This window comes from Shewanella aestuarii, from assembly GCF_011765625.1.
GTDB lineage: Bacteria > Pseudomonadota > Gammaproteobacteria > Enterobacterales > Shewanellaceae > Shewanella > Shewanella aestuarii_A.
This window is the reverse complement of the sequence record NZ_CP050313.1, coordinates 2,421,463-2,433,513: the sequence shown is the minus strand read 5'-3', so window position 1 is coordinate 2,433,513 and position 12,051 is coordinate 2,421,463. Positions and strand designations below refer to the sequence as shown.

11 protein-coding genes are annotated in these 12,051 nt (G+C 40.4%); 9 read left to right on the top strand and 2 right to left on the bottom strand.

The window, feature by feature from the left end; genetic code table 11:
• Positions 1-167: 167 nt before the first annotated feature.
• The 8 genes from HBH39_RS10840 to HBH39_RS10805 all read left to right on the top strand — a co-directional run bounded on the left by HBH39_RS10840 (position 168) and on the right by HBH39_RS10805 (position 9,897).
• Positions 168-1,760 (top strand): ABC-F family ATPase, encoded by a 1,593-nt coding sequence (locus tag HBH39_RS10840; protein WP_167678160.1) that lies wholly within the window; start codon positions 168-170, stop codon positions 1,758-1,760.
• 108 nt (positions 1,761-1,868) lie between these two features.
• Positions 1,869-2,234 carry a hypothetical protein gene (locus tag HBH39_RS10835; protein ID WP_167678158.1) on the top strand — a complete coding sequence of 122 codons (366 nt, stop codon included), beginning with the start codon at positions 1,869-1,871 and terminating at the stop codon, positions 2,232-2,234.
• Between the two features lie 21 nt (positions 2,235-2,255).
• The gene (locus HBH39_RS10830) at positions 2,256-3,083 is read left to right on the top strand and encodes an alpha/beta fold hydrolase (RefSeq protein WP_167678156.1); all 828 of its coding nucleotides are present in this window, start codon (positions 2,256-2,258) and stop codon (positions 3,081-3,083) included.
• Positions 3,084-3,157: 74 nt separating this feature from the next.
• Positions 3,158-5,155: a methyl-accepting chemotaxis protein gene (locus HBH39_RS10825; protein ID WP_167678154.1), complete on the top strand. Its 1,998-nt coding sequence runs from the start codon at positions 3,158-3,160 to the stop codon at positions 5,153-5,155.
• Between the two features lie 363 nt (positions 5,156-5,518).
• Complete coding sequence (locus HBH39_RS10820) at positions 5,519-6,373, top strand: porin family protein (protein ID WP_167678153.1); 855 nt, start codon at positions 5,519-5,521, stop codon at positions 6,371-6,373.
• Positions 6,374-6,378: 5 nt separating this feature from the next.
• Entirely contained in the window at positions 6,379-7,293 is a 915-nt protein-coding gene (locus HBH39_RS10815; RefSeq protein ID WP_167680052.1) for an alpha/beta fold hydrolase, read from the top strand.
• Complete coding sequence (locus HBH39_RS10810) at positions 7,290-8,615, top strand: DUF4056 domain-containing protein (RefSeq protein ID WP_167678151.1); 1,326 nt, start codon at positions 7,290-7,292, stop codon at positions 8,613-8,615. Before HBH39_RS10815 ends, HBH39_RS10810 begins: the two co-directional genes overlap by 4 nt.
• Positions 8,616-8,637: 22 nt before the next feature.
• Complete coding sequence (locus tag HBH39_RS10805) at positions 8,638-9,897, top strand: BamA/TamA family outer membrane protein (RefSeq protein ID WP_167678149.1); 1,260 nt, start codon at positions 8,638-8,640, stop codon at positions 9,895-9,897.
• 159 nt (positions 9,898-10,056) lie between these two features.
• Here the strand turns inward: HBH39_RS10805 and HBH39_RS10800 are convergent, their stop codons facing one another.
• Both HBH39_RS10800 and HBH39_RS10795 read right to left on the bottom strand, forming a co-directional pair.
• Positions 10,057-10,605 (bottom strand): DUF1415 domain-containing protein, encoded by a 549-nt coding sequence (locus HBH39_RS10800; RefSeq protein WP_167678147.1) that lies wholly within the window; start codon positions 10,603-10,605, stop codon positions 10,057-10,059.
• A gap of 14 nt (positions 10,606-10,619) precedes the next feature.
• A complete protein-coding gene (locus HBH39_RS10795; RefSeq protein WP_167678145.1) occupies positions 10,620-11,219 on the bottom strand; it encodes a LysE family translocator in 600 nt (199 codons plus the stop codon).
• A 213-nt stretch (positions 11,220-11,432) separates the two neighbouring features.
• Here HBH39_RS10795 and HBH39_RS10790 point away from each other — a divergent pair, with 213 nt between their 5' ends.
• The gene (locus HBH39_RS10790) at positions 11,433-11,996 is read left to right on the top strand and encodes a DUF4136 domain-containing protein (protein ID WP_244325641.1); all 564 of its coding nucleotides are present in this window, start codon (positions 11,433-11,435) and stop codon (positions 11,994-11,996) included.
• The last annotated feature ends 55 nt before the right edge of the window (positions 11,997-12,051 follow it).

Here is a 12,051-nt window from a genome sequence, read left to right as displayed (position 1 = left end):
ATTTACTTGTTCAGGTTGATAATTTGTCTAAAAATCCATAAACTATCGCGCTTTATTTATGCATCTTCTATATTAGTTTAGTCATCTGTTTGATTGCAGTGTTTATTGTTATCGCAATCTACTTGATAAACCTTTGACCTAAACACAACTCGATTTGGATATTCATTTTGATTACAACAGCTAACATCACAATGCAGTTTGGCGCTAAGCCACTGTTTGAAAATATTTCGGTTAAATTTGGCGGCGGAAACCGTTACGGTTTAATTGGTGCAAATGGTTGTGGTAAATCAACCTTCATGAAAATCCTTGCTGGTGACCTTGAGCCATCAAGCGGTAATGTCTCAGTCGATCCTGGTGAGCGCCTTGGTAAATTGAACCAAGATCAATTCGCATATGAGAATTATTCTGTGGTCGATACCGTGATCATGGGGCACAAAGAATTGTGGGAAGTGAAGCAAGAACGTGACCGTATTTACTCATTACCAGAAATGAGTGAAGAAGACGGCATTAAAGTTTCTGAGCTTGAAATGGAATTTGCCGAGATGGACGGTTATACCGCTGAATCTCGCGCTGGCGACTTATTAATGGGTGTTGGTATTGGCGTTGAACAACACTTTGGCTTGATGAGCGAAATCGCTCCCGGCTTCAAACTTCGTGTGTTATTGGCGCAGGCTTTATTCTCTGACCCAGATATTTTGTTACTTGACGAACCAACAAACAACTTGGACATCGACACCATTCGTTGGTTACAAGACATGCTAAATCAACGTAACTCAACCATGATCATTATCTCGCATGACCGTTACTTCCTAAACTCAGTATGTACCCACATGGCGGACTTAGATTACGGTGAGTTACGTGTGTATCCAGGTAACTACGACGAATATATGACGGCAGCTCAACAGGCTCGTGAGCGTCTTCAATCAGATAACGCCAAGAAGAAAGCACAAATAGCCGAGCTTCAAACCTTCGTTGCCCGTTTTTCTGCCAACGCATCAAAAGCAAAGCAAGCCACTTCTCGTGCTAAGCAAATTGACAAAATTAAGCTTGATGAAATCAAAGCTTCAAGCCGTGTGAATCCGTTCATTCGTTTTGAGCAAGAAAAGAAATTATTCCGAAATGCCTTGGTCGTTGAACAATTATCTAAAGGTTTTGATCAGCCATTATTTAGCAAACTTGACTTGATGGTTGAAGTGGGTGAGCGCATTGCTATTTTGGGTGAAAACGGCGTGGGTAAAACCACTTTATTACGTACCCTAGTGCATGATATTCCACAAGATGAAGGTACAATTCATTGGTCTGAAAATAGTAACATTGGTTATTATGCACAGGATCACGAAGCTGATTTTGCCAACGATATGACCTTGTTTGAATGGATGAGCCAATGGCGTAAAGAAAACGATGATGATCAATCTGTACGTGGCACATTAGGCCGTATGTTGTTTGGCTCTGACGACATTAAAAAGTCAGTTAAAGTGTTATCCGGTGGTGAGAAAGGCCGGATGTATTTCGGTAAACTTATCATGCAAAAGCCCAACATCTTGTTACTTGATGAGCCAACCAACCACATGGATATGGAGTCAATCGAGTCGTTGAACAACGCATTAGAAATGTACGAAGGTACTTTAATGTTTGTGTCTCATGACCGTGCATTCGTATCGTCACTGGCTACGCGTATCATCGAGATCACCCCAAATGGTGTCAATGACTTTAAAGGCACTTATGATGAGTTTCTTGCCAGTAAAGGTATTGAAGGCTAAGCCATTTTAAAATATGCATTTTCATCAAAGCCCTGAACGAAAGTTCGGGGCTTTTTGTTAAATAACGATTAAGGTATCGGCTACAGCTATTATTTTGTAGAGAACCTGATGAAAATTACTGAGCTCGATATCCGCAGCGCCTTAAACGCCTTGAATTGCCGAACAAACTTTACCATCGCCAATGTCACTGAATACATGCTTCCCGAAACCAAAGAAGCCATCTATTTGCATATTGATAATAAAACCCCGTTATTAATAATTCGTCCTGCATTTGAGGTTTTTTCCGGAGAATTAGCTACGCTTGAAGGAGTGCATGCCCAATATGATTATCATCATAATTCGCAAATGACACGTTTTCCAACTCGCCAATTTAAAAGTTTGAAAGAAATTCATTATGGGCTTGGTTTTAAATTCGATAATGTTCAAGCGGTAGAACTATTTATAAAACGACTTATCGAGATTGTTAAGGGTTGATGATTAGATAAGGGAGGGGTTATGACTGCAGAGTTTGACCTTGAAAAACTAAATTATGTAGTGTCAGGAAATGGACCAGCACTTGTCTGGGCACATGGATTACTCGGCAGCATGCAAAGTGAAGATGCCTTGGGTATTTATGCTTGGCATCGTTTTGCCAAAAATTTGCAATTACTTCGATACGACGCACCTGGGCATGGTTTGTCATTACCTACTGATAATCAGGATGATTTTTTGTGGTCTAACTTAGGTCGTTTGATGTTACAAATGGCTGATGAGAAATTGTTTGTTGATAATGGCAAGGCGGTTCCCTTCGTACTCGGTGGTCAATCCATGGGCTGTGCGTCCAGTTTGCATGCGGCACTTGCTGCACCAGAACTGCTTAGGGGCTTGATTTTAATGAACCCTCCCACAGCTTGGCAAACCCGAAGTAAACAGAAGCAGCAATTTTTAAAAATAGCAAAAGCGGCAAAAATACTAGGTGCTAAAGGGTTTGCTCGGATCAATGCCAAGCACATTGATAGGATGTTGCCTAATTGGATAATCGATGCGCATAAGCACAGCGTATTAGGAATGCTAGATGGCCTTAAAGGTATGAAAAAGCGAACTTTACATCAAGTTTTCTCTGCTGCGGCCGTTAATGATTTACCAGCATTAAATGAGTTAACTCAAATAAAGGTACCTTGTTTAATATTAGCTTGGGATGATGATGCTACTCATCCATTAGAGACGGCAAATATGCTTGCAAAAACATTGCCCAATGCACAGTTACATGTTGCTAAGTGCATGGCTGATGTCGAAGAGTGGCCTGAATTAATAGTTGGTTTTTGTCGGACTGTGACAAATTAATTTTACATATTGAGTAGTGTGGTGGATCAGAAACCACTAGTTCAGTATTTAATAAAAAGCGGAAAGGTATATTTATGAATTGGCAATGGATTGGTAACTTAAAAATTTTTCAAAAGCTAGCGCTATTAACAATTCTTCCCGTCTTAACAGCGCTTATCTATGGCGGTATGTTTGTCCATAATAAATACCATACAGAAACGCAGCTAAAGTTAATTATCAAGTTAACAGAACTTGCCGTTTCTAATGGTAGCTTTGTGCATGAGTTACAAAAAGAGCGTGGTATGAGTGCAGGCTTTGTTGGCTCACAAGGTCTGTCATTTGCAGATAAGCTTCCTGAGCAACAACGTCTGACTGACGAAAAAATCAATGCTTTTTTCCAAATGACCCAGCAAAGTGATTTTCCATCTACTTTTGAAAATAAATTATCATTGGTAGGGCAACAGCTTGATTTATTGAAACAAAAACGACAACAAGTTGCTAATTTATCAATCAATGTTGCCGATGCAGTGAAGTATTATACTCAAATGAATAGCCTGCTGTTATCTATGGTTGATGATGCCGCTATAACAGCAAACGATAGCGAATTAGCGATGCGAATTTCTGCCTTTGCCGCGTTTTTACAATCCAAAGAACGTGCTGGTATCGAACGAGCTGTGCTAAGTTCGACGTTCGGTCAAGCTGGATTTAAACCCAATGGTTATCGTAAGTTTGTAACCTTAGTCGCTGAGCAAAATAGTTATGCCGAACGCTTTGAGGCGCAAGCCAGCAAAGAAGATTTAGATTTATATCAGCGAGCGTTGAATGATGTCGCCATCAGCAATGTTGAACAAATGCGTGATATTGCTTTTAGCCAACAAGCTGATGCCATTCAACAGCAGGACCCTGAGCAATGGTTTCAAACCTCAACTGCGAGAATCAACCTGTTAACCACAGTAGAAAAGCAGCTAGCACAAAACGTGGTTAATGCGGCACAAATTAAAGAGCAGAATGCAAATCAACAAATGTGGACTTCATTTGTTGCTTTAGTGATAGCACTTTTGATTGTCAGCAGTTTGATTTTAACGATTTCAAAATACTTACATGTCAGTGTGAGTAAGGTATATAAAACCATAACTCATGTAGGTCAAAATTTTGATTTGTCTACTCGAATTACTCAAGAATCGACCGATGAGTTTGGACTTTTGGCTACCTCATTCAACAAAATGATGATCGAATTTGACCAAATTATTCAGCAAGTGCGTAAAAATACTGTTGATTTAGTTAATGCCGTAGAAACCATGAATGGCTTTACCAGCGCGATGCAAGCGGATGTGATTATCGGTGCGTCAGAAGCCGATCAAGTGGCATCAGCAATGACCGAAATGAGCGCAACCGTTAATGAAATTGCTGCTAATGCCGTGCAAGCATCTGAAGCAAGTGCTAAGGCTAATATAGAGGCAAAGGCTGGGAGTGATGATGTAAGTGATACAGGAGAGGCTATTAAACTTCTTGCTAATGAAATTGCTGATGCAGCAGCAGCAATGCAACGCTTAGATATTGATGTTCATGAAATTGTGTCACTTTTAGATGTTATCAGTTCTATTGCAGAGCAAACCAATTTACTGGCGTTAAATGCGGCTATTGAGGCTGCACGGGCTGGAGAGCAAGGAAGAGGTTTTGCCGTAGTAGCGGATGAAGTAAGAACATTGGCTCAACGTTCGCAAGCCTCTACTGAAGATATTAAAAATATGACAGACCGATTAAAACAAGGTGCTGCAATAGCGGTTAAATCGATGGAGCGAGGTCAGGCTCAAGCAGAAGAAAGTGTTGCTAAAGCCTTGCATGCAGGAACTGAACTCAAAATGATTGCAGAGCATGTCGGTGTAATTGACAGTATGAATGAGCAGATAGCTACTTCCACTCATGAACAAACAGCAGTTGCGGAAGAGGTTAATCGTAATGCAATGAAAATCAGTGATATTTATCGTCATACGCAACAAATTTCGCAGCAACTGGCTGAACTTAATGAACAACTGCTCAATGATGCCAGTGTGATGTCGCAACAAGTGAGTAAGTTTACTTTATCAAGTTAATCAATACAGCTTTCACTTCTTCATAAAAGCCAAGTTAACGCTTGGCTTTTATGTCTTTAAACTTAAGTAAACATTTTATGCCAGATCTGCAGGGCTCACATCATAGTGAATAGAATAATTGAGTTAAAATATGTTATTTATTTGTGACATCTGGCGTGTTTGAATTAAGTAATCATTTTACTGCCAATAAAGTCAGCTTATGCCTTTATTATCTAACGATAATTTTATATAAAAAATTTCGACTAGCCATGTCAGAATGTTGATATTAGGTTATAATTCGCCTTAAACATTTTCATAAAACAGATGACAAAGCCAGTAAGTTTAGATCACTGTCATTGTCAATCACTATATTTTAAGGCGTTTATGTATAAAATTTATTTTGCTTCTATCATCTCTTTAATCCCTTCTTTATGTCTCGCAAACGAAAGTGATATCGAAGTCCCCCAAAAATATGAGCGTACTTTTCCTATATGGGCACAAGAAGCAATTGATAGAGGTTATGAGTTGCCTCTGCCTTTTGGCTTTGGTGGAACCTATATGACGATGGACCAACCATTGGTGGTTGAAAGCGTCACCTTCTCTGGGTTAGGGCTGGTTGATGAGTTGGTGTCGATTAAGGGCAGTGAGGCTGTACAAAGTTCTGAAACCATGACCTTTCGCGCAGATATGTGGGTGCTACCATTTTTAAATTTTTACGGCGTTATCGGTAGAACCCAAGGTAGTAGTATTGCCAATGTAACGGTAAACCTGGATTTACCACCTCCGTTTAAGCCTGTAGAGTCTGCTCCGTTCGATTTTAGGTTAGATTTTGAGGGGCTAACCTATGGTGTTGGTGGCACTATTGCTGGTGGGGTTGGCAATTGGTTTGCTTTACTTGATGTGAATTACACGAATACTAATTTAGATATTATTGATGGCGAGATAAGTTCTATCGTCGTCTCACCACGTGTGGGTTATCAGTTTAAAATTGCTAACCATAATACCCAAGTTTGGATTGGGGCCATGTACCAAAATGTGGAACAAAACTTTAGCGGTAATTTAGCCGATATTGGTGTACCTATTGCTAATGGAAAATTTGAAGTAGACCAACATTTGGCTGATAAATGGAATGGCTTGATTGGTGGGCAAATTACACTTGGCAAAGGTTTTGATCTTTTGCTGGAAGGTGGTTTAGGCACACGAAAAAGCTTTATGGCTGGTTTAGGTTATAGGTTCTAGTATTGATGAAACTTATTGGGGTTGGCTTATTAATCATTCTATTGAGTGGTTGTAGCATTGTCAGCGTTGTTGATCATCATCAACAACGCACTGTCACTCATGCAGGTTTTGAACGACAATTAATTTCACTAAAAGAGGGCGGAGAATTACATTATTGGCAAGGTGGTGATACCTCTGCGCCTGCTATTTTATTGCTACATGGCTTTGGTGGCACGGGGATGACCAGTTGGTATGAAATGATGCGCGATTTAAGCCGTGATTATCATGTTATTGTGCCTGATTTATTATGGTTTGGTGACTCCTTTAGTCCAGCACCTGCTACTATCAGCAGTGAAACCCTGGCGATGCAACAACTTATTGCACATTTGGCGCTTGAAAAGGTGAATGTTGTTGGTATTTCTTTTGGTGGTTTTGTTAGCTTTGACTTAATGATCCATGAGCCAAAAGTTGATAAAGCCGTGATATTAGCCAGCCCAGGTTTGTTTTTTTCAGATGAAGATTTACAGGCCATGACCCAACGTTTTGGGGCTAATGAACCACAAGACGTATTTGTCCCTAAAGACGGTGAGCAAGTACGTTGGTTACTGGAAAATACGTTTGTCAGCTACCCATGGATGCCCAGTTTTGTCGATCAACAAGTATATGAGTATTATTTTGCCGACTTTCTCCCACAAAAAGAGTCGTTAATTCGCACGCTTCCTGCGTATCGAGATCAATTAAATCCACAAGAATTTATCGATTCAATGCCACCCACATTATTGATTTGGGGCGAAAATGATAGGGTATTTCCTCTCGAAAATGGGCGCTGTTTTGCTGAGTTTCTTGATGCTCCCATCATTGTGATACCCAATGGTGCACATGGTCTTAGTAATGACTTCCCACAACAAATCACTCAAGAAATCAGAGCTTTTATTCTATGAAGAAAATCAACCTCCCTGTAGCCATATCTTCAATCGGCTTAGTATTCGCACTTTCTGCTTGTTCAAGTCATGAATGGGAAGTGCAAGCATTACCGAGTGATGTGGCTGTGGGGGCTGCGTTAGATGATATCCCTGACAATGCTTTAGTGCGTGACATCAACTTACCTGAGCAGGCCGCATTATCTATGCCTGCGAGTGTGAGACCATGCTGTGCCTTTGGTTTTGATCAAAAGGTGGCGATGGGTTTGTTGCCGATCCCTTTTTATCGCCACGCAAATACAGTTCAGCTTGATGAAATTGGTGCTCATGCATTTGATGCTGGTACATTTAGTTATCAAAAAGCATCGCCTGATAGCGGTAAAAGTACCGAGAATAATGGCATGATTTATACTCGTAAGGGTGGGTTTATCGACTTAGCCCATGTTAGAGATACTGCTGATAATGCCGTTGCTTTGTTTTACCTTATCCAGCCCAAATTAGGTCTGGCGCAATCAATTGAACTACCCTTGGAAATTGGTCACAGAACCTTTGAGATCGAGGCGTTTGATGTATCACATTTATCCCCAAGTGATCGCTGGGAACTCGCCGCAGCCATGGCAGTTCGCTTAGCATTTACGATGGCAGAAGCCCATGAAATATCTCAGTGGCATGGTTATCGTAGTTTTGCTCTTTGGACTGAAGCCGTTTCTGCCTATTCCATTGAAGATTTATACTCAAACATGCTGGGGGCAAAAATTGCCTTAGCGGTATTGACCAATAACTTGGCAATGACTAAACAGCAGTATAATTATCACATGACGGCTTGGTTAAAGGCTACGTTAGATTGGCTTGAACCCGTTTCAAAAGAGCAGACCAACGCGTTATTCAGAGTCATTGATGGAGATTGGTGGGATTCTAATGAGCCTTTACCCAACAAGTTTGTGTTACTGAAGCGCCATTATAATTTAGGTGATAAACAATCACCTTATCTTGTCAGTAAAGAGAAAGCGCAAAACAGTGAGGATGGGGAAATATTAGCCAGTCTTTTCTCGCAACCGATTAAGCGGCAAGACCTATCATTGGCAGCTGATATGTTTGGTATTCAATTTGATGATGTGGCTGTTCAGCATATTTCGGTTGATGAAAAATACAGAGCAACTTTTGAGCATATTCCGCAAGCTTTATGGGCTAATGGTTTTACTCATTTACAATTTGCAGATATTGCTAAATATGATGCGCAACAAGATTATATTTTATTGAAACAGCATTTAGCTGACCGTCCTTACTTGACTCACGAACTTGTTAATCCACCACAAGTTGACATGACTGAAAAAGAACTCTAACCAATAAAGGATGCGCGGCTAAATGAATAAAATTAATCAGTTTTTTATTAGTTTTGTGGCCATAAACTGTATTAGTTTATGTGCTATTAACTACAGTCTGGCCGCGCAAATCACTCAAGCAAATAGTGATGCGGGATCGGTATTGCAACCGACAGAACAATCTGCTGAAACTCCCATATTTAATGATGCAGTAGATAACGTTGACGCTCAAAATGGTGAGTCACAGGGGTGGTTTGAAGATTTTCTCAGTAAATTAGGCGCCGATGGCGAGTTTAATCCTGATGATGGCATTGATTTTAGTTATCTGCCAGGGCCTTTTTATAACCCTGAAATGAGCTTTGGTATTGGCGTTTCTATTGTTGGTCTATATCAAATCGACCCTGAAGACAAAGTGAGTCAATTGTCCTCATTGGTGATTAACGGTCTCGCTTCAGTCAATGGGGCGCTAGGGGTTGGGATTGAAAATAAGACATTTTTTAACGAGGATAATCAACGCCTCTACATAAATGCCAATATTTATGATGTACCTGATGTCTATTATGGTGTGGGATATGAGTTTAATAATGAAGATTTAAATCGTATTGAATTTAACAGCCAAACCTTTCAAGTTAACCCAATGTTTTTGCAACGTCTTTCCGCCCATAGTTTTGTTGGCGCTGGTTTTGATTTTACCTTTGCAAGAGCAAGCGATGTAGATGTGGCGTCAATTGATATCGATGTTGACCCATTAAAAGAAGATTCTCGAAATACCGGATTTAATTTTTTAATCAACTATGATACTCGCGACCATGTGACTAATCCGCAGCAAGGCAGTATTAGTCAGTTAGAAGTGGGGATTTATCGTGAAAGCTTTGGTGGCCATCATGACTTTGAAGTGTATAACGCCTTACACAGTGCCTATTATCCAATACTTGATGATGACACATTAGCATGGCAAATACGTGGTCGCTTTAGTCATGGTGATGTGCCATGGGATCATTTGTCTAAAATTGGTGGCGGTAACGCTTTACGTGGTTACACCACGGGACGATATCGTGATAAGCAAATGCTACTTGCGCAGGTTGAATATCGTCAACATTTAACCGGGCGTCACGGTATGGTTTACTGGGTAGGTGCGGGCACCATTGCCGATTCGATTGATGAATTAACCTTCGATCACCTACTACCTAATGTTGGTGTAGGGTATCGTTTAGAGGTTAAGCCTAAGGTGAATTTACGTTTGGATCTGGCTTATGGTAAAGGCGATAGCGGCTTTTATTTTAATGTGAATGAAGCATTTTAAGCAGAGAGTGGAATACAAACTAAGGGCTGGTTATCTAGCCCTTAATTATTTGTATCGATAATTAATGAGTGATCGTGAATGATAAATAGTTAGTGATGAGTCAATTAACGAAAGCCTATTCACTAAAAACTATGCACTAAAAAATGATTCACTCATAACTTATGCAGACTTACACTTTTCGAGTAATTTGATAAAAAAGTCCGTTCCTTTGCGCTCGGCAAATGCGATATTTCGCTCTGGAATCGATTCAGGATCATCATAACTTGCCAAGGCTAATTCCATGCTTGCTTCGCGAATAATGTGCAGCGTAGGATAGGGCGCGCGGTTAGTATAATTGGCAGCACTGTCTTGTGATTCCCCCTCAAAACAATATTCTGGATGAAAACTTGCAAGCTGATATACGCCTTCGTAACCTTGCTCTATCAGTAAGTCATTAGCGTAATCCACCAAATCTAAATACAAATAAAATCCCTCAAAACCTCGAGGCAAAATAAATAGGCTGGTTTCTGTATCAGGGTGTTGGTCTAAATAAATACATTCATCGATTAATGCCGAGAGTACGTTAGCAAGTTTTGTTTGTTCGCAGGCAACATAACGAATGCTAGCACGTTCGACTTCACGTCTTGCAAAAGGACAAATGTTATATTTCATAATCACTTGCTTTACCCAGTTTTCTGTTTCGAGTAAACAAGAATGTGCTTCAGTCATAATATCAAACCTTTTTAGTGGCTTGGCAGCATCATAGGAATAATGGATGCAACCAAAAGTAATGCCATACTCACATTAAAAATACGCTGTTGACGTTCATTCTTTAAAATACGTTTTAATGCTACGCCAAAGCCTAGCCAAACCAGCGCACAAGGGAAGGCGACACATAAAAATACACTGGCAATCGTCACAACTTGGCCGCTAAGCTCTTGGTTAACAGTGGTAAATGTGGCTATCGCACCAACAGCCATAATCCAACCTTTAGGATTAACCCATTGAAACGCTGCCGCTTGCAGGAAACTAAATGGTTTGCTGACTTGTTTGCCTTCCATTTTGTTGCTGCTATTGGCAATTAACCATGAAAGGTATAGTAAATAACTGACGCCAATGACTTTAATAATAATATGAATGATAGGATAACGTTGAAATACGGCCGATAACCCCATGCCTACAGCAAGGATCATAGTGGGAAAGCCTAAACTGATCCCCAGTAAATGAGGAATACTGCGTTTAATGCCAAAATTTACTCCAGAGGTCATGAGCATTATATTGTTAGGACCAGGTGTGATCCCTGATGAAAACGCAAATAGCGCAATTGCAAATATCAGTTCCATCTTTACTGTGGTAACTCAAGCTGATTAAGTTGATGGCAGGCATTCTATCTATTTACTCGCGCACAATCTAATAAAATAAGATCGGGGGAACACAAGCAAATGATTTAATGATTGTAGTCTTTGACAACTCAGGTTAGCTTACTAAGAGTAAAAATGAACATTCGTATTGAATTTCCTGAATTTATAAGTCGGTTCTTTAAAGGATAAATAGTCATGTTGGCAAGTATGATCCGTGCTGTAATGGTATTAATAGTTGTTATATTAGCTGGCTGTGCGGTAAGTGAAGTTCCTTCGCCAGCGGCTAGCCGTATTACTATGGTGACCAGCGGCGATCCTGCATTGGTGGCAAAAACCTATGCTTGGCATCCGACATTATTTGCCGTACACACGGCTAATAAAATGGATGAAGATGCACTAAGGATCCATTTTCGTCAGGCGGTTGATAATGTCATGACGGCAAAAGGATACCGTTTAGTCAATCTTGAGCAAATGCCGCAGATGACGGTTGGTTTTGGATTGGCGTTGGAATCTGCCATGAGCGATGTTGAGATTTTAGCTAAGGTAGGCTTGGTGCCGGGCTTATCCACTCAAGGCGTGGATAAAGCATTTGAAAAAGGCTCAGTGTTAATTGCGTTATTTCCTGCCAAAGTTGAAAGGCCATTTTGGCAAGTGTTAGCCCAAGGATTTACTGAACCATCAAGGGATATCGAAGACCGTGAAGCACGTTTTGAACATTTGGCACAAATAATGTTAAATGGCTTGCCTGATGTTAACTAAGTGCTCAGGGGGCATAGTGAAAGGTGATCATAAAACTAAAAAAGACGCAAACAGC

What these genes read in the sequence shown, in the direction of transcription:
- HBH39_RS10835 (WP_167678158.1), top strand. Translation starts at nt 1,869, where the DNA reads ATGAAAATTACTGAGCTCGATATCCGCAGCGCCTTAAACGCCTTGAAT.
- HBH39_RS10830 (WP_167678156.1), top strand. Translation starts at nt 2,256, where the DNA reads ATGACTGCAGAGTTTGACCTTGAAAAACTAAATTATGTAGTGTCAGGA.
- HBH39_RS10825 (WP_167678154.1), top strand. Translation starts at nt 3,158, where the DNA reads ATGAATTGGCAATGGATTGGTAACTTAAAAATTTTTCAAAAGCTAGCG.
- HBH39_RS10820 (WP_167678153.1), top strand. Translation starts at nt 5,519, where the DNA reads ATGTATAAAATTTATTTTGCTTCTATCATCTCTTTAATCCCTTCTTTA.
- HBH39_RS10815 (WP_167680052.1), top strand. Translation starts at nt 6,379, where the DNA reads ATGAAACTTATTGGGGTTGGCTTATTAATCATTCTATTGAGTGGTTGT.
- HBH39_RS10810 (WP_167678151.1), top strand. Translation starts at nt 7,290, where the DNA reads ATGAAGAAAATCAACCTCCCTGTAGCCATATCTTCAATCGGCTTAGTA.
- HBH39_RS10805 (WP_167678149.1), top strand. Translation starts at nt 8,638, where the DNA reads ATGAATAAAATTAATCAGTTTTTTATTAGTTTTGTGGCCATAAACTGT.
- HBH39_RS10800 (WP_167678147.1), bottom strand. Translation starts at nt 10,605, where the DNA reads ATGACTGAAGCACATTCTTGTTTACTCGAAACAGAAAACTGGGTAAAG.
- HBH39_RS10795 (WP_167678145.1), bottom strand. Translation starts at nt 11,219, where the DNA reads ATGGAACTGATATTTGCAATTGCGCTATTTGCGTTTTCATCAGGGATC.
- HBH39_RS10790 (WP_244325641.1), top strand. Translation starts at nt 11,433, where the DNA reads ATGTTGGCAAGTATGATCCGTGCTGTAATGGTATTAATAGTTGTTATA.